The following is a 20415-nucleotide window of genomic DNA, read 5'->3' on the forward strand; positions in this document are numbered from 1 at the left end:
ACACGCCTGCGCAATGGATATTTTTCACTCGCTATGCTGATGCTCATGGCCATACGTGCGCAGCGTTCGAGTCGTCCGACGATGGCCGACGTCGCCAAGGCCGCAGGCGTGTCGGTGATGTCGGTGTCGTACTCCTTCGCGCAGCCCGAGCGCGTGTCTGAATCAACGCGGGCCAAGGTGTTCGCCGCCGCCGAAGAGCTCGAGTACGCGGGCCCGAACCGGGCGGCGCAGTCCTTGCGGAGCGGGAAATTCAACAACATCGCGGTCGTCTTCAGCGAGAAGCTGACGTACGCCTTCGAAGACGCAGTAGCTCGGCGATTCCTCTCGGGAGTCGCCGAAGCGTGCCTGGATGCGAACGCCGGGCTGATGATGCTGCCGAACTCGGGGAAACCGGGAGACGTCGACAGAGTTCGCGAGGCGGCAGTAGACGGTTTTGTCGTCTGGACCACCGTCTTCGACGATCCCATCCTCGACGCGATTGTCGGCACCGGAAAACCCGCATGCATCCAGGGTGGTCCGTTGCACGAGGGTGTGGATCTCGTCGGGATGGACGATGTTGCCGGCGCCGTCGCGATCGCGGCAGTCGGGTTGTCGGGGGCGCAGCGGCCCGCGGTGATCAGCCTTCCGTGGGATCGTGAGCGTCGGTCCGAGATTCGGATGGACGTGGATCCAGGTGAAGCGTTCTTTCCGGTGTCCCGCCATCGGCTCGAGGGCTACGAGCGCGCCGTCCGCGACGCGGGCCTCGATTGGCCCTCGGTGCGGGTAGGGGTCGTCACTGTCAACGAGCGGAGCGAGGGTGCGCGGATGGCTCGGTCCCTGCTCGACGTTCCCGAGAGCCGAAGGCCCGATGTCATCTTGGCGATGAGTGACGAACTGGCTCTGGGGGTTCTGGACGCGATCCGTGAACTCGGCCTCGCGCTGCCCGACGATGTCGCAGTCGTCGGATGGGACGACACAACAGCCGCATCGGACGCCGGCCTGACGACGGTTCGCCAGTCCCTGTTCGATCAAGGGCGCAATGCAGCTCGCGTGGTTCTCGGGCTGGACGATGCGGTGGAGCCGGTCGAATGGTCGGTGCGTCGGCGAACCTCGACACGATGATCACGCCGGTAGTCATCGACGGTCTGCGTCTTCGGTGGTTTGTCCCTCCCGAATTGGGGGAGACCGTCCGGTGGGGACTCTCCTGGAATGTCGACAGCCCGAGCAGGTGGGCGGTAGTCGAGCCGGCGTGGGTCTTGACGGCGGAAGTGCGCACGAGTTCGAAACCATTGATGTGGAGACTGCCTCGCGACGGGTCAGGCATTCGGGAGCCGGTCCAGCCGGCGATCGCTCGCGTCGCTGCACTGCAATTCATGTTCGACGCCGAACCACCGTTGCCTTCTCGGATCGAAGCCGCGGGCGCTTTGCACCTACTTGCCGGAACTCCTCGTGACGACCCAAACGCGCGTCAGGCGTGGATAGACTTCGGCGCAGATGCCGCCACGACCGGGATAGTTCGGCGCCTGCGGCTCATGTCGATGGAGTCCGACATGCTGCCCGACCCGAAGTTTCCGCACGGCCCGAACTGGGGTTGGGCTACGAGGCAATTCGTGCCTGGCTCCGAGCGGTTCTACGAGTTGGCCCGTGCACCTCGTGCGTTGCGCTCGTATCAGCTGACCGATCGTGAATACGGGCCGCGGCGCGAGGACTTCCTCCTGGTCGACCTCGAGACGGCTGCTTGATCGTTGGGACCTGACACCGTTTTCATTCAGTGGACACAGACTCCAGCTGATCGGAGTCAGTGTCTGCTCGACGAAACCGGTGCCAGGTGCTGCGACTAGCGCGCTCCACTGGCCACGTTCAGTGAGTATTTGCCGGGCGGCGCCCCGACATGCTTGACGAAGTGCCGCGACAGGTGGGATTGATCGTGGAATCCGACGTCGACGGCCACGTCCGCCAATTCGCGCCCGGCGAGGATTGCGCGTCGCGCCAGATCGATTCGACGTCCCGTCACGTACTTGTGAGGCGGAAGCCCGAAATGCTTCGCGAAGTTCTTGATCAGATACGTGGGCTTCCGCTGCAGGATGTTCGACGCTTCCCGCATCGTGATTCCCGTTGTGAGTCGCGCATCGAGCAGGTCCCGAAGTTGATCGGCAACGCGTTCGTCAACGGTCGGCGTGTGAAGGGATCGACCTGTGGCCGGTGTGAGGATCTCGTTCAATCTTTCAGCGAGGAACCCCAGGCGACTTTCGGCCTCGAGTGATTCGCCGTCCGGGCCGAGTGCAGAGTGCAGTTGATCGATGCGATGGCGCAGCAGAGGGTCTCGAATCTCGGGGCTGTCCACCGCCGGGCCTATGAGGACCTCGCCGAGAACTGACGTGTCGAGGTAGAGGATTCGTTGACGAAATCCGGCCTCGGTGACCGGAACTCCGTCGTGTGCGATGCCTGGCGGCAACAGAGTCACGATCTCTGGTGCTGCGCCATGAGCGCGATGATCGAGGTCGTATGCAATCGTGCCGCGGTCGACGAGCATCAGGGACCACTGATCGTGCGTGTGTTTGGGATAGGCGTGTCCGACGAAATCGGCATGGAAGACCTCGGTGATTCCCGCGAGGCCCGGTGCCCACGCGGTGATCTGTGCGCCGCGGGGATCCATGTCAGAAACGTACAAGACGCAGCTGCCTCGGGTGACGAAGAGTGGCGGGGTCGTCATCGCAGTGGTGGCGCGCCCGAGGGAGGAACAACATGAACAGTTCGGCAACAGCGGTATCGCTCCGCGAGAAGTTCGGTCAGTTCACCGAGCACTGGTCGCCCAAGAAGATTGCGGGCCTCAATGACTACGAGATCAAGATCGTCAAGATCAAAGGTGAATTCGTCTGGCACTCCCACACCGACACCGACGAAATGTTTCTGGTGACAAAGGGGCAGATCCGAATCCAACTGCGCGACGGAGATGTTTCGCTGGGGCCCGGTGAATTGTTCGTTGTACCTCGCGGAGTCGAGCATTGTCCCATCGCCGAAGAGGAAGCGGAGGTGATGTTGATCGAACCCGTGGGCGTGGTGAATACCGGGAACGTCGGAGGATCACGAACCGCGGTGCTCGAGGACTGGACGTAGCTTGCGGCTCTTCCAATCCAGGGGATTGGTTCGGAGCGGCAGTGCCATGCCCGATCTCCAGAGCGTCGCCGCGCGAGAGTGCGGACGGAGCTGGACCTCGCGCCGCATCGACTGCGTGAACTCGTCGGTGAACCCTGTTCGCGGGTACTCCGCGATTGTTGCATCAACAGTTGCTCGCGGAATTTCGGGCGCACGCCGACCGGCAACGTCGAAATGCGCTGCGGCATGCAGTAGATAGGCGTCAGCGCCCGCGCCGCGGTCGACGGTCAGATCCATGTGCAGACGGATCGCTTCGCCGATTCGCTGTAGGGACCCCTCCGAAGTTCCCACTCGGGTCGCGAGTTCTTCTGCGTCTGCGGCACTGATGTAGGTGAAACACCCGTGCTCGGCCGATCCTTCTGCGCCCAGTCCGACATCGTGAAGGGCGCACGCAGTGAAGAGATCTTCGGGGTCGTACTCGATCGCATCGATCTGCGCGAAGGCGTCGGCCCAGATCCAGCAGCGCAGGCTGTGGTTCAAGACCGCGGGGGAGAGGGTTCCTCTGGCGTGATCGAGCGCTTCGCTGCACAGCTTGGTGTCGGGGAGTGGGCGTTTGCGCAGCTCGGGTGTGCGAGTGGGGTAGCGGCCGAGCCGCAGTCGGAGCATCGACGGAGCACTCATGGCCTGCGCAGCAGCCGCGCGGGCCATGAGTTGTATCTGCTCGAGAGTGGTGAGCTCACCAGGGCGCATCGAATTCCTGTTCTGGGTGGGGGACAGCTGGATACGAATCTAGTTGGCAGGGAAACTTCTTCACAGATGTCTAATATCTGTCAATGACGGAAACACCGAATTATCCGAATATTGGTTGATAGCAAGTCCCATCCAACGGCAACCCCGAATCTGTAGCCTCACCTCTGCACATCGCAAGAACCATCAAGCAACGACGGTGGGGCTCGGGCTCAGATGACGCCGAACCCGACGATCCCCGGGACTTCCGACGGGACGATGCGATGGAGCATGACCTTGTTGTTCTCGTTGCCGCCGACGGTCGTCAGAGTGCCGCCGTCGTTGACCAGAACGACGTTGACGTGTTGGCCGAAGGGGCTCGAGTCGCCGTACAGGATCGTGTCGCCGACCTTGGGTTGGTAGTCCCGACCGTAGGGGACAAACGCGTCGACGGACTCGTAATACTCCTGCAGCGTGTACACCCCGGGGATGCGCCACGACCCTGAGTTGGGGTTCGAGAACGGCGTGCCGATCTGGTTCATCGACCAGCTCACGAAATCGGCACACCACGATTCTTCGACACCCTCGGCGTATTTGGTGCCGGGACTCCCTGACTCCCACTCCTGCTCGAGGACGCCCAGTAGCGCACTCTGCTGAGCGCTGAGAATGCTGTGGTCGACGGCCGGGAACGAATCGAGATTCTCGCCGGCAAGAGCGTCGTCGCCGCGCGCGAACCACCACAGTGCGCCGGCGACAACTACGACCACCACAACGCCGAATACGCCCAGAACAGCGAGAGTGCGTCTGGGCGTATTCGGTGCGTGCGACATCACGCCACGATAGTCAATTACTCGAGCGGGGGCGCCGAGCGATCGATCGTCGTCGCGAGGGGCTTCTCCTTGACGAAGAGCAACAGGACAACCGCCGCGATGACCAAGGGGACGAGGTACAGGAAGATCGGCGCCAGCGCGTCGTTGTATGCACCGACGATGATCTCGCGAACCTGGCTCGGCAACTTCCAGAGGATTCCCGGGGTCAAGGAGTTCTCGTCACCACCGACCGCGCCGCCATTCGCCGGGAGTCGCTCGGCCAGGAGATTGGTCAGACGCGAGGCGAACAGGCTGCCCACGATCGCGCTGCCCAACGACGCACCGATCTGGCGGAAGAAGTTGTTCGACGCGGTGGCCGTTCCCACTTCGGCCGCGGGGAAGGTGTTCTGCACGATCAAGATCAAGATCTGCATGACGAGGCCGAGTCCGATACCCATGAGTGCGATGTAGCAACCGAAGACCAGCAGTGAGGTCGACGGCGTCAGACGTGAGAGCAGGACCAGAGCAACAGCGACGATGGATGTTCCGACGATGGGGAAGATCTTGTAGCGGCCGGTCTTGCTGACCAGCTGGCCGGACCCGATGGAGGCGACGAGCAGGCCCGCCATCATGGGAATCATCATCAATCCAGCTTCGGTGGCGTTCTTGCCGGTCACCATTTGGATGTAGGTCGGCAGGTAGGCGAGCGCACCGAACATGGCGATTCCGATGATCAGGCCGGCGACGGTGGTCAACACGAAGTTGCGCTGAGCGAACAGGTGCATCGGAATCACCGGTTCGTCGGCACGCTTTTCGACGAAGACAAAAGCCACTGCCGTCACGACGCAGCCGACGATCAACCCGATGATGACGGCCGATCCCCAGGCGTAGGTGTTTCCGCCCCAGGTCGTGAACAGGATCAGACACGTCGCTGCCGTCGCGACGAGAACCATGCCCAGATAGTCGATGCGAGGCTTGCCGAGGTTCGGCTTCCGCAGGTGCAGAAATGCCATCGCGCTCGCGATGGCGAGTAGGCCTAGGGGGATGTTGATCCAGAAGGCCCAACGCCAACCGATGCCCTCGGTGAACCAGCCGCCGAGTAGGGGACCGGCAACCGAAGCCAGTGCGAACACCCCGCCCATCGCACCCATGTACCGGCCGCGTTGCCTGGCGGGGACGACGTCGGCGATGATCGCCTGGGACAGCAGGATCAATCCGCCGCCGCCGAGTCCCTGCACGGCTCGACCAGCGATGAGTGTGGTCATGTCGTGGGACAGACCGCCGATCACCGAACCGACGATGAAAATGCTGATGGCGCCGATGAAGAGGCCCTTGCGGCCGATCAGGTCACCGAGTTTTCCGTACACCGGCATCATGACGGTCGAGGCGAGGATGTATGCCGTCGTCACCCAGACCATGTGGTTGACGCCGTTCAATTCGCCCACGATGGTGGGCAACGCGGTACTGAAGATCATCTGGTCGAGCGAAGCCAGAAGCATCGTGATCATCAGCCCGACAAAAACGAGGATGATCGACCGTTTGTCCGGCGAGGCCTCGGTGTCGGTATGCGTGCCGTCGGGCTCGACGGTCGCAGCTTCTCGAGTGGACATGTAGTTCCTTAGTTGAGTGACGGCGGGTGCGAGAGTGTGGATCAGCTCTCGGACCTCAGTATTCGAGCCATCAGGAGTAGTGCCGGATCGAGCAAATCTGTTCTGGGGCTTGCCCGTTCACTGTTCTGCCATTTTCGGAAGACGTAACGCATCGCGGCGCCTGCGGTGATGACCGTTGCTGTGGCTTCGTCGGCAGCGGCTGTGTCCGAGTGCAGGCGGCGATACTCGGTTCTGTTCGACAACTCCCGCGTGAGGATCCGGGTGAGCGTGTCTTCAAGATCGTGGAAGGTGGCCAGATGTTGTTGCAACAGCGTGGGATGACGCTCGAACAATTCGCGTCGATGCGCGAGCAGATCGGGTCGCTCGTCGACGATTTGCATCGCCGCCTCGAATACCGCGAGGGCGCCGCGCAGCGGATCGTCCGGGTGCTCGCCGATGAGCGTGAGCATGGTCGTCTCACTTGGCACGACGAGCATGAGCCCACCGATCGCTGCGTCCTTGGTGGGGAAGTAGTTGAAGAACGTGCGGGTCGACAGATTGCAGGCTTCGCAGATTTTCTCGACGGTCACTTCGTCATAGCCCAGGTCGAGAACGAGTTCGACGGCGGTGTGCTCGATCAGCTGCCTCGTCGCAATTCGTTTTCGTTCGCGCAATCCGAGAGTTTCGGTTCCCATTTCATCCATAATTGCACAGAGTGCAAAGTTTCATCGAATGCAATATTTCGCCCAAGAATGCCTCATGAAATGCAAAAATGGGGATCGGGTGCCTGGTGGATAGGATGAACCGCGTGGAAGACACCTTGCCCCCTTGCCCTGAATGCGCCGGCGAATACACCTACGAGATGGGCGCGTTGATGGTCTGCCCGTCCTGCGCGCACGAGTGGGCGCCGACCGATAGTGCCGGCGAGGACCTGGGTGTGGTGAAAGATGCCGTAGGCAACATTCTTGCGGACGGCGACACGGTGACGGTCGTCAAGACGCTCAAGGTGAAGGGCAGTCCGACCGGCATCAAGTCAGGTACGAAAGTTCGCAACATCCGCCTTGTTCAGGGTGTTGGTGACCACGACATCGACTGCAAGGTCGACGGCATCGGACCGATGCAATTGAAGTCGAGCGTCGTCAAGAAGGTGTGACCGGACAGCGATAGTTGTCGGCTCGAAATCCTGTTCAGTTTCGACGGTTCGATAGCCACAATCGAGGTGATTCTCGACCGCTCGAACGAATGGACCGAACTGTGCCGAACTCGATCTGCCTGGCGCCCGCACTCGATAACACCGCACTCGATACAGACGAGCAGTGGAAACGCATCGTCGATGCGCTGACGCGCAGGGGTTTCCTCGGCGCCGGGCTCGGTGCCGCGGCCGCGACCTTGCTTGCAGCGTGCAGCAGCGACGAAAACGGCTCGGCGCCAAGTGGTCTCGTCACAGTGCAGGATGAGACGGGCAGTGTCGAGATTCCGTCGGACCCGCAGCGAATGGTCATCGCCCATGTCAGCGCCATGGCGACGGTGCTCGACCTCGGTGTGCCGCCGGAGAAGATCGTCGGCGGCTTCTTCGGTCTCGAGGGTGTGAGCGGTGACGCGGTGTTGCGTACGATGCCGGAGGCTGCGAACATCCCGAACCTCGGCACGGCGGGGACGTGGAACAAGGAAGCGATCATCGGCGCGTCGCCGGATCTGATCGTCATGCTCCTGACCGCCGGAAATGCTTATGCGGCAAAGTCCTACGACGAACTCTCCGCGACCGGTGTTCCAGTATTCGCCGGCTTCAACGGGTACCTCACGTGGGCCGAGATGAAGAAGTTGGTCACCTCGACGGGCGTCGCGGTCCGACGCGAAGACGCTGCTGCGGAATTGAACGCGAGAACGGAAGAGCGCCTCCTCACAATCAAGGATCGACTCTCCGCCCTCGGTTCGTTGCCGTCGGTGACCCTCCTCCGCACCGGCGAGAACGGTGTCGTCTACAACCAGGTCGACGCTCTTCTCGACGCCCTCGGTTTCCCCGGCGAACGAGCTACATCGGAGGAGTTCACGCGCACACTCACAGCGGAGCAACTCGATCAGGTGACCAGCGACGTGATCATCGTGGGCGCATTCCAGGACCAGCAGGACGTCCGCGCGCAGTTGGCGATGAACCCGCTCTGGGAGCGTCTTCCCGCTGTCCGCTCGGGGAACGTCCATTACGTCGACGACAGCCTGTGGGGCTCGGGCTATTCTCCCCGCGCGACCGAGCTGCGACTCGACGACATCGAGCGGATCTTCAGCTGACGCCGTCGTGTCACCTCGACTTATCGGTGCATTACCTCGAGAATCATGACCATGGACAAAATCAGGTTCTTCGAGCTGGTCACCGAATGGTTCGAGGTACTCGGTGTTGTCGCCATGGTTCTCGGGTTCGTGTTCGCATTCGTGATCGCGGGGCGCGCATGGAGTCGAACGCGGGACGGTAGTTCGGCGTTTCGTACTCTGCGCGAGACCATGGGCGCGGTCATCCTTCTCGGCCTCGAGATCCTTGTCGCCGCTGATCTGGTGAAGACGGTGACGTCGTCGCCGTCGCTGACAGACGCCGCAGTTCTGGGCATGATCGTTCTTATTAGGACCGTGCTGAGCCTGTCGATTCAGATTGAGATCGACGGGGTACTTCCGTGGCGCAAGGCGTTGGTGTCAAGTCCGGAACTCCTGGTACGCGCAGCGCGCGGATCAGGAGGCCGCACGACGCCCGACGCGTCGAGTTCGTAGCGATAGCCGTTGCGAGTGAAAGGTCGGGCAGATGACAGCAGTGCGTACCGAGCATCTCACGGTCGACGAAAGGCGGGCGCGCGGCCGTCAGGCGCGTAGAGATACGCCATTGGCCGCGCTCGCGGATCTGGCAGAGAGTGACCGTGATCCGATATCACTGCTCGAATTGCAGGCGAAGTCGCGGGTACAGGACCTGGTGCCCATCCGATACGGGCGGATGTCGGCATCGCGGTTCTCGTTCTTCCGCGGCGCTGCTCTGGTGATGGCCGACGATTTGTCACACAGTCCGGATTCGGGTCTTGCCAGCCAACTCTGCGGCGACGCGCACCTGAGCAACTTCGGTATCTATGCGACGCCCGAGCGAAAGCTCGCGTTCGACATCAACGACTTCGACGAAACGTACCCGGGACCGTTCGAATGGGACGTGAAACGACTGGCCGCAAGTTTGGTGATCGCCGCAAAGGACAACGGATTTTCGGGCAAGGAGCGGAAGAAGATCGTTCGCGGATGCGCGGCCGAGTATCGGGAAACCATGATCACCCAGGCAGGATTGGGAAATCTTGCAGTCTGGTACTCGCACATCGCACCCGAGGACGGGCTCGAGGCTCTCCAGATCGACCTGAAGAAGCGCATGCTTGCTCGCACACAAGCGACGCTGGACAAGGCTCGTCGCCGCGACAGTGTGCAGGCGGCAGGCAAGTTCACCGAAATCGTCGACGGCCGGCGGCAATTCATCAGTGATCCGCCGCTGATCGTGCCCGCAAACGAGTTGTTCGCAGGGACCGATCTCACGCAGATCGAGGAGTTGCTACGTCAGCGCGTTCGGTCGTATCGGAGCACGCTGCAGTGGGACCGTCGGGTGTTGCTCGAAAGCTTCGAGATGACGCACATTGCGCGGAAGGTTGTCGGTGTCGGGAGCGTCGGAACACGCGCATGGATGATCCTCATGAAAGGAGTCGACGACGACGATCCGTTGATCCTGCAGGTCAAGGAAGCGCAACCCTCGGTATTGTCCGGCTACGTCGATGGTCCGACCTTCAAGAACGAAGGGGAACGCGTCGTCAACGGGCAACGCTTGATGCAAGCGACAAGCGACATCTTTCTCGGCTGGGAACGAGGGCCGGGGCTCGACGAGGGTGAGCACGATTTCTACATTCGTCAACTGCGTGACGGTAAAGGGTCGGCAGTCATCGAAGAGATGGTGCCGCAGGGGCTGGAACTCTACGGGCGCCTGTGCGCCAGGGTCCTTGCCTACGCACACGCTCGCTCGTCCGATCGGATAGCGATCGCCGAATATCTCGGTGACGGAACCGAATTCGATTTCGCGATCGGGGAGTTCGCGGCTGCCTACGCCAAGCGCAATGCACGCGATCATGCCGCTCTGCTGACCGCGATCGACGACGGTCGCGTGTCAGCAGAGCGGGGAGTGTGACGACTCAGGCGAACACGCCGTCGAGCCAGCCCTGCCACGCTGCCGTTGCTGATCCACCGTCAGCACCCTCTGCGAAGAGGTGATGGGCCGCGTCGACGGTGCCGCCGAAAGCATTTCGGCCGTAGAACCGCAGCAATGCGTCCTGGGTGCGCAAGCCGATGAACCAGTCGTTGATGTAGTCGACAATCGCGTCGACGGTTCCGATTCCGGGGACTTCCACCGACGCGGAGTCACCGACAGCGGCGCCCGAGGTGATTCCGAGGGCGCTGCGAAGCGTTCCCATCGCTTGCGGCGCGGAAGAGGATTCCGGGCCTTCAGCCGAGACATAGGTGGTGGGCCTGCCGGCGAAGTACCGCACGTACTGGCCGAGACTGTGCAGGTAGAAGTCCGTGTGCTTGCTCGCGCCGTCGTACTGGTTGTCCCAGTCCTCGGCAAACACTCCGGCGTGGACGTAGCGGACAACGGCGGTGCTCTCGTCGCGGGCCTCGACGACGTATTCGAGGTTGTTGAACCAGCCGTCGGGGCCTTGCATGTGGATGGCGAGTTCGCGGGGTGGCTCCCACGTGGCGATGATCGGGCTGTCCGGGCGGCTGCCGTCGGCGGGGATCTCGAGAGGGGAGGGGAACATCCAGCCGGCCGTTTCGGCCGAGATGGCGGCCCAGATCTGCTCGGGGGTTCCTGGGACGACCACCTCGCGGCGGATTTCGAATTTCTCGGACATTGCTACTTCTCCGTTTCGGGCGCGTCGATCGCTTGGGTTGTGATGGTTTGGGGTGTGGTGAGGCTGGGATGCAGGGCGACAACGAGGCGGTGTTTGCGTCCGCCTTCGGAATTGCCGTTGTGATACTTGGCGACGAGTGAGTTGATCGACTCGCCGAGTTCGCCGGCGAAGGCGGCACGGTCGGCCGCCGTGGCAAAGGTGATGTCGCTGTCGATGGCAAAGGACGCCAACGGTTTTCCGGCCGCAGTTGCGCCGGCGATCAGTTCGCCGACCTCTCGGACGATCCGCGCTGCGAGGCTGACGAGCCAGCGCGCCGAGAGTTGATCCGGGAACCGGCCCGGGTCCGGCGCGAGCGCCGACATTGCAGCGGGGGAGATGACGTACGACGCGGCACTGGCCTGCATGATTCGCTCGGTCATGTTGCCTCGCTTGCGTTCCTCGACGAGCTCGACAAGTCCGTGGACTTCGAGAGTGCGCAGGTGGTAGTTCACCTTCTGGCGTGTCAGCCCGATCCGGGGCGCCAGCGAGGATGCCGATCCCGGCACCGCCAATTCGGCCAGAATCCGTTGCCGAATCGGATCGAGCGACGCCTCGGCAGCTCCGGGGCGATCGATGACTGCTACGTCCAACATGAGAAAACCATCCCACCGACAACTAAATCTGTCAAGACAGAAAAAATTGTCGGTGGGATGGTTTCGGAGATTCGCTATCGCTTGAGGTCGGGCGGGTTGTTCAGATCCCGCGCCGAGTACGTGTCACACGACGAAATCTGGCCGGTCTGGTATCCGGTCATGAACCACGCCTGACGCTGTGCGGAGGAGCCGTGTGTCCAACCTTCAGGGTTGACCCGACCGGTCGTGGACTTTTGGATACGGTCGTCGCCCACCGACGAGGCGGCGGACAACGCGTCGCGAATGTCGTCTTTTGACAAGGGCTTCAGGAACGGTTGACCGGTCGCCTGATCGGGAATCGTGTCCGCAAAATGTGCCCAGACGCCTGCGTAGCAATCGGCCTGGAGTTCGGTGCGAACCGCACCCGACTGCTCACCCTGCGGGTCGGCCTGCGCGCGGCCGATGTCGCCGAGCTGATTCTGGATGTGATGTCCGAACTCGTGCGCGACCACGTACTCCTGTGCGAGCGGTCCGGCGCTGGAACCGAAACGGTCGACGAGTAGTTGGAAGAAACTCGTGTCGAAGTACGCAGTCTGGTCGGCCGGGCAGTAGAACGGACCGACGTCACTAGACGCCTGGCCGCAACCGGTGTTGACCGAACCGCTGAACAGAATGACTTCGGGTCGCACGTACGCCGTGCCGGTCTGCTTGACCAACTGCTGTTCCCAAACGTCGTCGAGGCTTCCGACGGTCAGTGTGACGCGGCAGTTCACATCGGCGTTTGCCTGAGCGCCGGTGCACTCGTCGACCGACGACAGTCCGGTCGCTGAACTCGAAGTCTCGGTAGACGTACCCAGGAGTGAGCCGGGGTCACCGCCGAACAACAGCGCCAGGATCAGAACGATAATGCCGCCCGCGCCACCGCCGATCGCGATTTTGCCGCCGCGGCCACCGCCACCCCCGCCGCCTTGAACCTGAACGCGTCCCGCTTCGCCGCGGGCCCCCTCGTTGAAGGTCATCTATGTCCGCTTTCTGCTGTCGTGAACAAGTGCTTGCCGTCACTTCTGGAGATAGCTTCGCATGCGATGCGGGTCCGCGTTTCCGCTCTGTGCAGTTCGCTCCGTAGGATCGCAGGCAAAGTAGTCGGTCGTCGGTTATTGGAAGTAGTTCGAAAGGAATCCCGTGCTGCGCACACATCTCGCCGGTTCATTGCGACCCGAGCAGGCAGAGCAGACCGTAACGCTCACCGGTTGGGTAGCCAGGCGTCGTGATCACGGCGGAGTGATCTTCATTGATCTCCGTGATGCATCCGGAGTTGCGCAGGTAGTTTTCCGGGCAGGTGACGTGGCCGAGCAGGCGCACCGTCTGCGCGCGGAATACTGCGTTCGCGTGACCGGAACGGTCGAGGTTCGCCCCGAGGGCAACCAGAACTTCGAGATCCCCACCGGAGCAATCGAGGTCAACGCCACTGAACTCGAGGTTCTCAACGAAAGCGCACCGCTGCCGTTCCAGCTCGACGATCAGGTCGGCGAAGAAGCGCGCCTCAAGTACCGCTACCTCGACCTGCGTCGTGAAGGCCCCGGCTCCGCAATTCGCTTGCGCTCCAAGGTAAGTGCTGCAGCGCGCGGCGTTCTCGCGCATCACGAGTTCGTCGAGGTCGAGACTCCGACGCTCACGCGCTCGACGCCCGAGGGTGCCCGTGACTTCCTGGTGCCGTCGCGCCTTCAGCCCGGTAGCTTCTACGCACTGCCGCAGAGCCCGCAGCTGTTCAAGCAGCTCCTCATGGTCGGCGGCATCGAGCGCTACTACCAGATCGCACGTTGCTACCGCGACGAGGATTTCCGCGCCGATCGCCAGCCCGAGTTCACTCAGCTCGACATCGAGATGGCTTTCGTCAACCAGGACGACATCATCCTGCTCGCCGAGGAAATCCTGACGGCGCTCTGGAAGCTCGTCGGCCACGAGATCAAGACGCCGATCGACCGCATGACCTACACCGAGGCAATGCGTCGTTACGGCAGCGACAAGCCGGACCTGCGTTTCGACATCGAACTCGTCGAGTGCATGGACTTCTTCAAGGACACGACGTTCCGCGTGTTCCAAGCGGAGTACGTCGGCGCCGTAGTGATGCCCGGTGGTGCAAGCCAGCCGCGCAAGCAACTCGACGCCTGGCAGGAATGGGCCAAGCAGCGTGGGGCCAAGGGTCTGGCGTACGTGTTGGTCGGTGAAGACGGCACTCTCGGTGGACCTGTTGCCAAGAACCTGACCGACGCCGAGCGTGAGGGCCTGGCGGCTCACGTCGGAGCTCAGCCGGGAGACTGCGTCTTCTTCGCAGCTGGTGCAACGAAGCCGATGCGCGCCCTCCTCGGCGCTGCCCGTGGTGAGATCGCCCGCAAGAAGGACCTCATCGATCCTGACGCGTGGGCGTTCGTGTGGATCGTCGACGCTCCGATGTTCGAGCCGACCGCCGACGCCACTGCATCCGGTGACGTCGCTCTCGGCCACTCCGCGTGGACCGCCGTGCACCACGCGTTCACGTCGCCGAAGCCGGAGTTCTTCGACACGTTCGACACCGATCCGGATTCCGCTCTCGCCTACGCCTACGACATCGTCTGCAACGGCAACGAGATCGGCGGCGGCAGTATTCGTATCCACCGCAAGGACATTCAGGAACGAGTGTTCAAGGTGATGGGTATCTCCGAGGAAGAGGCGCAGGAGCAGTTCGGCTTCCTCCTCGACGCCTTCGCCTTCGGTGCGCCGCCGCACGGCGGAATCGCATTCGGCTGGGACCGCATCACCGCGCTCCTCGCCGGCATGGATTCCATCCGTGAGGTCATCGCGTTCCCGAAATCCGGCGGCGGCGTCGACCCGCTGACGGATGCTCCGGCACCGATCTCGGCTCAGCAGCGCAAGGAATCGGGTATCGACGCGAAGCCCGAGAAGAAGTCAGAGGACAAGAAGTCCGAAGGCGACACCGGCGAAGCCAAGTAGAGCCGACACCGGATCGCCATGCTGCATTTGCGGGTGATCTGCCCGACCGAGCGCACCGAGCAAGTTCTCGGTGCGCTCGCGTCGCAGCGGGGCGCGACACACATCGTCGTGATGCGCGATGTCGCGGTTCATCCTGCCGGCGACATGGTGGAGGCCGACGTCGCCCGTGAGGCGGCAAACGACGTCGTCGATGCCCTGAACGAACTCGGCGTCGCCGAGGACGGCGGAATGACGCTCGTACCGGTCGAGACGGTGTTGTCGGCGTCGGCGCGCAAAGCCGAGCGTGACGTGCCTGGTGATCCCGCGGATTCCGTCGTGTGGGAGGAATTGCTGTCCCGCACTCGCGAAGAGTCGACTCTCAACGGATTGTTCGTCGCGTTCCTGACCATTGCGTGTCTGCTGGCCGCGATCGGCGTCGTCACCGACTCTCAGATCACGATCGTCGGCGCCATGGTCGTCGGTCCGGAGTTCGGTCCGCTGGCTGCTTTGGCAGTCGCACTCGTACGGCGAGATCGACGGTTGCGTCGACGTTCGATTCTCGCGCTTGCCGTCGGATTCCCCATCGCGATGGGCGTGACGCTTGCCGCAACGTTCGTGGTGAAGTTCTTCGGATGGATGGACGTCGTCAGTCTCGAGTCACTCCACGAGGTCGATTTCGTATACAAGGTCGGGCCCATTTCGTTTGTCGTCGCGCTTCTTGCCGGTGCGGCTGGGATGCTGGCACTCGTCTCGTCGAAGTCCGCTGCCTTGGATGCTCTCCTGAGAGTCAAGCTGCTTTTCGATGGTGTCGGGTGTTCGGGGTGATGGTCTGCGGTCCAGGGTTGAGGAGGTAGTAGACCTCGCGAGCCAGGTAGCGTTTCAGGCACCGAATGGTTTCCAGTTTCGAGTGGCCTTCGCTGGTTTTCTTCTCTACGTAGGCCTGGGTTTTCGGGTCGAGTCGAATGCGGCCGATGACGGCCAGATGCAAGGCTCGGTTGGCTTGGCGGTCACCGCCGCGATTGAGGCGGTGGCGTTGGGTCATGCCAGAAGATGCGGGTAGCGGCGCGACACCGCATAGCATCGCGAACGCGGCTTCGGATTTCATTCGATCGGAATTGTCGCCGGCGGTGACAAGCATTTGTCCGGCGACTTCGATACCGATTCCGACGCGCTCGAGTAGTTGAGGTGCGAGGGCTTTCACGATCGGGTTGATCAGTTCGTCGAGATCGGCGATCTCGTCGGTCAATTCGAGATAGCGGCGAGCCAGGGATTTCAGCGAAACCCGGTAGGCGGTCACAGGATCGGTAGCGTTCGAGACATCCGGCCGCCACGCGGCGAGGAGGCGTATCAGCTGCATCCGCGTCAGATCGCGGACCTGCTCGCGCAGCTCGTCGGGAGCGGAGATGATCGTCATCCGCAATAGTTGCAGCGCACTGCGCCGCTCTCGTACCGAATGGGCTCGGGTCACCCTCAACACACGAAGTGACTCGACGGCACCGTCTTTCGATTTCGGGGTGGTGGTGCGCCGGTTGGTTTTGGCTGCACGCGCTGCGTTAATGGCATCGAGGTCGTCGTTTTTGCCCTTACGGCGGCGGTCCGAGCGATCGGGGCGGTCCACCTCGAGTACCGTCACGCCGGCTTTCGCGAGGTGGCGGGTCAGCCCAGCTCCGTAGGAGCCAGTGCCCTCAATACCGATCCGGATCAGATTGCCGTACTCGCCGATCCAGGTCAGCATGGTTCGATACCCGTTTCGGGTGGTCGGAAAACTGCGAGTTCCGAGGACGTTGTCGTCGGTATCGATCACCGCGGCGACGTGCAGTTCTTTGTGGGTATCGACTCCGGCGAACACTTCCCGGTCTTGATCGAGATCGGCTTTGTCAGGCATCCTTGTCATGTCGCTTTCCTCTCCGTTGACCGATGAGCAAGGCGGCGCCGCGCATCGACCGAACCGGCGGACAAGACAGTGATGAGCACCTGGTGGTGCAGGCTCTCCTCAGGTCACCCCGACGGTGAGGCGTAGCGCCTCACCGGGGGTTCCCAGGAACCGACAAATCCAAGGAAAGACATACGATCGTCGATCGGAGTGCGGGTCAGGAACACTGGGAACTCCCGGCACCAGCATTCTCTCGTCTCCATGCGTTAACGGTCAGGAAATCCGAAAACACCGGCACAAACAGTCTCACTGTCGGGGTGTTCATCTCTGTCACCACGGTTCCTGCCGCCGGTTTCGCGGTGGTTGCGGCAGCAAACGGAGAATGGCGGATCGCCGGGTTGTCGTCTCTGCAACTGGCTGTCAACCTGCTTGGGATCGTCACTGCCTGCGTGCTTGTTCTCTGGCTCAGAACCCGGGCCGACGAGGAATTCGAAGCAGCGTTGAAAGGCATTTCTCGATTTGTCGACGAGGACAAAACTCCATGACGTCGCCGGTTCGGAGTTCTGCTCACCGACAGCAAAATTCTCGAGAGAACTGTGTGCCGGTGTGGCGATTGGGGACTTTTGTCATCGCCGCAGGTAGTCGGCAATTTCTGTTGCTGTGAGGCCTTGAATTCTCCGCTGCGAGCGGACGAGCTGGGCATGATCGGAGTCACTAACGGGTAAGTTGGTCGGTGATGACCGCATTACTGGCAGACCCCGTTTCCGAAGTCGTCGCAGCTGCTGAGCAGTTGCTGACACGCCGCACAGGGGCACCCGTAACCCTGGTGGATCCCGTAGATCTCGGGGGGAGTGGCCGCACCGTCGTGCTGCGCGTTCGTGTCGCCGAGAACCCGTTCTCCCTGCCCCGAACTTTGGTGATCAAGCAGGTCCGCGACAACTTCCAGGGAGCTACCAAAACAGCGATTGCGCTCCCGGCCGCGTCCGAAGGTGACTTCGACGTCGAGACCGCATTCCTTCGTGAAGCGGTGTCGTATCAGTTCGCCAACGCGCTTGCCAAGGACGCACGCCCCGGCGCCGAACTGTTGGCGTCCGACCTCGATGCTCGCCTCCTGATCCTGAGTGATCTCGGCGACGCCACCGCAATCAGCGTCCGACTCGAAGACTCCGACCCGGACACCGTCACTTACACGTTGATGGCCATGGCTCAGGCAATGGGACGCATGCACGCCGCGACCGTCGGCCGGGAGGACGACTTCACCGCACTGCTGCGTCGAGCCGAGGTTGCCCATTGCTCCGATGAAGTTGCGGATCAGGTGGGACGCGCAGTGACCGGTGTTCCCGCGATGTTGGTGGAAAGTCTCGGGATCGATGTGAGTTCGGACATTCTCGAGCAGGTTCAGCACGCGCAGACACTGTTCAGTGGCGGTCGGTTCCGTGCCTTCAGTCCGTCGGACTTGTGCCCCGACAACATCATCGTCAACGACGACGGCGTGCAGTTCCTCGACTACGAGTGGGGTGGCTACCGCGACGCCCTCCTCGACATCACCTACGCGTTGGTGTCTTTTCCCGGCTGCCTGTGCAACATCGACCTGACCGAAGAGCGGGCGTCGGCGATGGTCGATGCCTGGCGGGCCGAGGTAGTGGGGATGTGGCCCGCCCTGGCCGACGAGGCCGAATTGGGGCGCAGGATCGTCGAGGCCCAACTCATCTGGGTCTGGCTCAGTACCTATCTGTACCTGCCCGAGGATCATTCGCGTATCGCCGCCGTCCGCGAACATTATCTCTCGATTCCACGCGCCGACGCACTGGTCGGACGCTGGGCCAGGCTCGCACGCTCGGCTCAGCTCGCCGGCAACGACGACGTCGAGGCACACGCCCGCGACGTCGTGGCGGCGCTGCGGACCGAGTTCAGCTGACCGATCACACACAGAAGGGCGCCCGTGCACGAAGCACGAGCGCCCTTTCTCGGTCGAGTCCGCTCAGTTGTCGGAGACCAGATCGTTCTCGGACAGGTCCGTCGCCGCGAGCGCTGACGCCAGATCGGGATGCCGGAACGTCGACGTCACCTGGTCGGCCACGACTCGGAAAGCAGAGGCCAGGGTCGCGGACTTGTCCGGTTCGGCCGCCCACGTTGCGGTCTGTTCGACGACGACCACGCCGTGGTGGACGTACATCTTTCCGGGGACGAGCGTGATGCCGGCGTTGGTGGCCCACTCGCGCAGGGCAGCGAGTCCCTGGCTCGCGCCCTTGGGGCCGCCTACCTCGATGTCGTCACTCGACAACTGCAGCAGAGTGTCGACGTCTTGGGAGTTGAGTGCATCGTGCCACGCGAGGACGGTGGCGATCTCGGAGGTGCTCATGGCGACAACGCTATCCAATGCGGATTCACGACTGGGTGAGGGCTGGCGGAACAGCGGATTGTGTCGGGCGTCGGTGGTCTCTAGTAGCGTCGATTCGTGAGCGATTGGCAAGCGGAAGACAGTGTGGGGGCGAAAGACGGCGTGGTGGCGGAAGACGGCCTGTTCGAGGCAACTCCGGAGGAATCCGCGATCGTCGACGAACCAGATGTCGTGTCTGTAGCCGAGCGCGCCCTGTCCTCGGTGCCGCCCGGTGCTCCTCTGGCTGTCCGCATGCGTCCGCTCACTCTTGGTGAAGTTGTCGGCCAACAGCACTTACTCGGGCCCGGCGCGCCACTCCGCAGAATGGTCGAGGGGTCCGGCGCCGCATCGGTACTTCTGTACGGACCTCCCGGCACCGGCAAGACCACGCTCGCATCGTTGATCTCGGGTGCTACCGGCCGCCGGTTCGAGGCTCTGTCGGCTCTGTCCGCCGGAGTCAAAGAAGTCCGCGGTGTCATCGAACTCGCGCGCCGCCGCCTGCTGAACGGCGAACAAACCGTCTTGTTCATCGACGAAGTTCATCGCTTCTCCAAGACCCAGCAGGACGCCTTGCTCGCCGCGGTCGAGAACCGCATCGTGCTCTTGGTCGGCGCGACCACCGAGAACCCGTCGTTCTCGGTCGTCTCCGCTCTGTTGTCGCGCTCGTTGGTCCTGCAACTGCAATCGCTCACCGCTGCGGATGTCCAGGAACTGCTCGAGCGCGCTGTCGCCGACGAACGCGGGTTCGGCGGAGCGATCACGATCGACGACGACGCGATGGAACACCTCGTTCGTCTGGCGGCCGGCGACGGACACGGCCGGTGACGCTTCGGGCCCGGTGGTGCTCGACCTCGCGACCGTCGAGGCCAGTGTCGACAAGGCCGCGGTTCGGTACGACCGTGCCGGAGATCAGCACTACGACGTCATCAGTGCATTCATCAAGAGCATTCGTGGATCAGACGTCGACGCCGCCCTGCACTACCTCGCACGGATGCTGACCGCGGGCGAAGACCCTCGCTTCATCGCACGGCGTCTGGTGGTTCACGCCAGCGAAGACATCGGCATGGCTGATCCGATGGCGCTGCAGACTGCCACCGCCGCGGCGCAGGCAGTGCAGCTGATCGGTATGCCGGAGGCTCGTCTGGCGCTGGCACAGGCCACCATTCATCTGGCGACGGCTCCCAAATCGGGTGCGGTCATCGCCGCACTCGGCGCGGCCATGGCCGACGTGGCCGCCGGAAAATCCGGACTGGTACCGCCGCACCTGCGTGACGGGCACTACAAGGGCGCCGAGCAATTGGGCAACGCAGTCGGATACAAGTACCCGCACGACACACGTGATGGTGTTCTGCGGCAACAGTATCCACCGGACGATCTGGTGGGTGTCGACTATTACCAGCCCACCGCGCACGGCAACGAGCGGGAGATCGCCGATCGGGTGAGCAAACTTCGCCGAATAGTTCGTGGCTGAC

20 protein-coding genes and 2 pseudogenes are annotated in these 20415 nt (G+C 62.5%); 12 read left to right on the forward strand and 10 right to left on the reverse strand.

Annotation, left to right across the window (positions count from 1 at the left end; all coding sequences use genetic code 11):
- Window positions 1-45 precede the first annotated feature (45 nt).
- The gene (locus YH3_RS29160; RefSeq protein ID WP_238592723.1) at window positions 46-1101 is read left to right on the forward strand and encodes a LacI family DNA-binding transcriptional regulator; all 1056 of its coding nucleotides are present in this window, start codon (window positions 46-48) and stop codon (window positions 1099-1101) included.
- Window positions 1098-1721 carry a hypothetical protein gene (locus tag YH3_RS29165; protein WP_238592724.1) on the forward strand — a complete coding sequence of 208 codons (624 nt, stop codon included), beginning with the start codon at window positions 1098-1100 and terminating at the stop codon, window positions 1719-1721. The genes YH3_RS29160 and YH3_RS29165 overlap by 4 nt, the downstream gene beginning before the upstream one ends.
- 95 nt (window positions 1722-1816) lie before the next feature.
- Here YH3_RS29165 and YH3_RS29170 read toward each other — a convergent pair whose 3' ends face one another.
- A complete protein-coding gene (locus tag YH3_RS29170; RefSeq protein ID WP_064444568.1) occupies window positions 1817-2635 on the reverse strand; it encodes an AraC family transcriptional regulator in 819 nt (272 codons plus the stop codon).
- 89 nt (window positions 2636-2724) lie between these two features.
- Here YH3_RS29170 and YH3_RS29175 point away from each other — a divergent pair, with 89 nt between their 5' ends.
- Entirely contained in the window at window positions 2725-3096 is a 372-nt protein-coding gene (locus tag YH3_RS29175; protein ID WP_054781205.1) for a cupin domain-containing protein, read from the forward strand.
- Here YH3_RS29175 and YH3_RS29180 read toward each other — a convergent pair.
- From YH3_RS29180 to YH3_RS29195, 4 genes are all read right to left on the reverse strand, one after another.
- Window positions 3064-3825 carry an HD domain-containing protein gene (locus YH3_RS29180; RefSeq protein WP_064444569.1) on the reverse strand — a complete coding sequence of 254 codons (762 nt, stop codon included), beginning with the start codon at window positions 3823-3825 and terminating at the stop codon, window positions 3064-3066. The two genes, YH3_RS29175 and YH3_RS29180, sit on opposite strands and share 33 nt — an antisense overlap.
- Window positions 3826-4034: 209 nt before the next feature.
- A complete protein-coding gene (locus YH3_RS29185) occupies window positions 4035-4634 on the reverse strand; it encodes a CHAP domain-containing protein (RefSeq protein WP_064444570.1) in 600 nt (199 codons plus the stop codon).
- Between the two features lie 14 nt (window positions 4635-4648).
- Window positions 4649-6220: an MDR family MFS transporter gene (locus YH3_RS29190; RefSeq protein ID WP_003944867.1), complete on the reverse strand. Its 1572-nt coding sequence runs from the start codon at window positions 6218-6220 to the stop codon at window positions 4649-4651.
- Window positions 6221-6261: 41 nt separating this feature from the next.
- Window positions 6262-6894: a TetR/AcrR family transcriptional regulator gene (locus tag YH3_RS29195; RefSeq protein WP_003944787.1), complete on the reverse strand. Its 633-nt coding sequence runs from the start codon at window positions 6892-6894 to the stop codon at window positions 6262-6264.
- Between the two features lie 104 nt (window positions 6895-6998).
- On the opposite strand from YH3_RS29195, the gene YH3_RS29200 reads away from it, so the two are divergent.
- The 4 genes from YH3_RS29200 (at window position 6999) to YH3_RS29215 (ending at window position 10388) form a co-directional block, all read left to right on the forward strand.
- Window positions 6999-7352, forward strand: a complete 354-nt coding sequence (locus YH3_RS29200) for a zinc ribbon domain-containing protein YjdM (protein ID WP_164490578.1) — start codon at window positions 6999-7001, stop codon at window positions 7350-7352.
- 101 nt (window positions 7353-7453) lie between these two features.
- Window positions 7454-8485, forward strand: a complete 1032-nt coding sequence (locus YH3_RS29205; protein ID WP_238592725.1) for an ABC transporter substrate-binding protein — start codon at window positions 7454-7456, stop codon at window positions 8483-8485.
- A gap of 51 nt (window positions 8486-8536) precedes the next feature.
- Window positions 8537-8956 carry a DUF1622 domain-containing protein gene (locus YH3_RS29210; protein ID WP_007728052.1) on the forward strand — a complete coding sequence of 140 codons (420 nt, stop codon included), beginning with the start codon at window positions 8537-8539 and terminating at the stop codon, window positions 8954-8956.
- Between the two features lie 31 nt (window positions 8957-8987).
- Complete coding sequence (locus tag YH3_RS29215; RefSeq protein ID WP_064444572.1) at window positions 8988-10388, forward strand: DUF2252 domain-containing protein; 1401 nt, start codon at window positions 8988-8990, stop codon at window positions 10386-10388.
- A 4-nt stretch (window positions 10389-10392) separates the two neighbouring features.
- On the opposite strand, the gene YH3_RS29220 is transcribed toward YH3_RS29215, so the two are convergent.
- The 3 genes from YH3_RS29220 to YH3_RS29230 form a co-directional block, all read right to left on the reverse strand.
- Window positions 10393-11109, reverse strand: coding sequence for a hypothetical protein (locus YH3_RS29220; RefSeq protein ID WP_064444573.1), 717 nt, complete (start codon window positions 11107-11109; stop codon window positions 10393-10395).
- A gap of 2 nt (window positions 11110-11111) precedes the next feature.
- A complete protein-coding gene (locus YH3_RS29225; protein WP_064444574.1) occupies window positions 11112-11741 on the reverse strand; it encodes a helix-turn-helix domain-containing protein in 630 nt (209 codons plus the stop codon).
- Between the two features lie 74 nt (window positions 11742-11815).
- On the reverse strand, window positions 11816-12739 hold the full coding sequence (locus YH3_RS29230; RefSeq protein WP_064444575.1) for a neutral zinc metallopeptidase: 924 nt from the start codon (window positions 12737-12739) through the stop codon (window positions 11816-11818).
- Window positions 12740-12902: 163 nt separating this feature from the next.
- On the opposite strand from YH3_RS29230, the gene aspS reads away from it, so the two are divergent.
- Both aspS and YH3_RS29240 read left to right on the forward strand, forming a co-directional pair.
- Window positions 12903-14711 carry an aspartate--tRNA ligase gene (gene aspS / locus YH3_RS29235; protein WP_003944808.1) on the forward strand — a complete coding sequence of 603 codons (1809 nt, stop codon included), beginning with the start codon at window positions 12903-12905 and terminating at the stop codon, window positions 14709-14711.
- 18 nt (window positions 14712-14729) lie between these two features.
- Window positions 14730-15461 (forward strand): annotated as a pseudogene (locus YH3_RS29240) (DUF389 domain-containing protein); the annotation flags it as partial.
- 16 nt (window positions 15462-15477) lie between these two features.
- On the opposite strand, the gene YH3_RS29245 reads toward YH3_RS29240, so the two are convergent.
- Window positions 15478-16584, reverse strand: a complete 1107-nt coding sequence (locus YH3_RS29245; protein WP_082920510.1) for an IS110 family transposase — start codon at window positions 16582-16584, stop codon at window positions 15478-15480.
- 176 nt (window positions 16585-16760) lie between these two features.
- Here YH3_RS29245 and YH3_RS29250 point away from each other — a divergent pair, with 176 nt between their 5' ends.
- Entirely contained in the window at window positions 16761-17108 is a 348-nt protein-coding gene (locus tag YH3_RS29250) for a DUF389 domain-containing protein (protein ID WP_082920697.1), read from the forward strand.
- Window positions 17109-17299: 191 nt separating this feature from the next.
- Complete coding sequence (locus YH3_RS29255; protein WP_064444577.1) at window positions 17300-18481, forward strand: hypothetical protein; 1182 nt, start codon at window positions 17300-17302, stop codon at window positions 18479-18481.
- 63 nt (window positions 18482-18544) lie between these two features.
- On the opposite strand, the gene YH3_RS29260 is transcribed toward YH3_RS29255, so the two are convergent.
- Window positions 18545-18925, reverse strand: coding sequence for a nuclear transport factor 2 family protein (locus YH3_RS29260; RefSeq protein ID WP_064444578.1), 381 nt, complete (start codon window positions 18923-18925; stop codon window positions 18545-18547).
- A gap of 123 nt (window positions 18926-19048) precedes the next feature.
- Between YH3_RS29260 and YH3_RS29265 the strand changes: the two are divergent.
- Window positions 19049-20414 (forward strand): annotated as a pseudogene (locus YH3_RS29265) (replication-associated recombination protein A).
- Window position 20415 lies beyond the last annotated feature (1 nt).

It is taken from the genome of Rhodococcus sp. YH3-3 (genome assembly GCF_001653035.1).
Classification (GTDB): Bacteria; Actinomycetota; Actinomycetes; order Mycobacteriales; family Mycobacteriaceae; genus Rhodococcus_F; species Rhodococcus_F qingshengii.

What these genes read in the sequence shown, in the direction of transcription:
- YH3_RS29175 (WP_054781205.1), top strand. Translation starts at nt 2,725, where the DNA reads ATGAACAGTTCGGCAACAGCGGTATCGCTCCGCGAGAAGTTCGGTCAG.
- YH3_RS29170 (WP_064444568.1), bottom strand. Translation starts at nt 2,635, where the DNA reads ATGGATCCCCGCGGCGCACAGATCACCGCGTGGGCACCGGGCCTCGCG.
- YH3_RS29220 (WP_064444573.1), bottom strand. Translation starts at nt 11,109, where the DNA reads ATGTCCGAGAAATTCGAAATCCGCCGCGAGGTGGTCGTCCCAGGAACC.
- YH3_RS29215 (WP_064444572.1), top strand. Translation starts at nt 8,988, where the DNA reads ATGACAGCAGTGCGTACCGAGCATCTCACGGTCGACGAAAGGCGGGCG.
- YH3_RS29180 (WP_064444569.1), bottom strand. Translation starts at nt 3,825, where the DNA reads ATGCGCCCTGGTGAGCTCACCACTCTCGAGCAGATACAACTCATGGCC.
- YH3_RS29255 (WP_064444577.1), top strand. Translation starts at nt 17,300, where the DNA reads ATGACCGCATTACTGGCAGACCCCGTTTCCGAAGTCGTCGCAGCTGCT.
- YH3_RS29200 (WP_164490578.1), top strand. Translation starts at nt 6,999, where the DNA reads ATGAACCGCGTGGAAGACACCTTGCCCCCTTGCCCTGAATGCGCCGGC.
- YH3_RS29165 (WP_238592724.1), top strand. Translation starts at nt 1,098, where the DNA reads ATGATCACGCCGGTAGTCATCGACGGTCTGCGTCTTCGGTGGTTTGTC.
- YH3_RS29195 (WP_003944787.1), bottom strand. Translation starts at nt 6,894, where the DNA reads ATGGGAACCGAAACTCTCGGATTGCGCGAACGAAAACGAATTGCGACG.
- YH3_RS29210 (WP_007728052.1), top strand. Translation starts at nt 8,537, where the DNA reads ATGGACAAAATCAGGTTCTTCGAGCTGGTCACCGAATGGTTCGAGGTA.
- YH3_RS29245 (WP_082920510.1), bottom strand. Translation starts at nt 16,584, where the DNA reads ATGACAAGGATGCCTGACAAAGCCGATCTCGATCAAGACCGGGAAGTG.
- YH3_RS29225 (WP_064444574.1), bottom strand. Translation starts at nt 11,741, where the DNA reads ATGTTGGACGTAGCAGTCATCGATCGCCCCGGAGCTGCCGAGGCGTCG.
- YH3_RS29190 (WP_003944867.1), bottom strand. Translation starts at nt 6,220, where the DNA reads ATGTCCACTCGAGAAGCTGCGACCGTCGAGCCCGACGGCACGCATACC.
- YH3_RS29230 (WP_064444575.1), bottom strand. Translation starts at nt 12,739, where the DNA reads ATGACCTTCAACGAGGGGGCCCGCGGCGAAGCGGGACGCGTTCAGGTT.
- YH3_RS29260 (WP_064444578.1), bottom strand. Translation starts at nt 18,925, where the DNA reads ATGAGCACCTCCGAGATCGCCACCGTCCTCGCGTGGCACGATGCACTC.
- YH3_RS29160 (WP_238592723.1), top strand. Translation starts at nt 46, where the DNA reads ATGGCCATACGTGCGCAGCGTTCGAGTCGTCCGACGATGGCCGACGTC.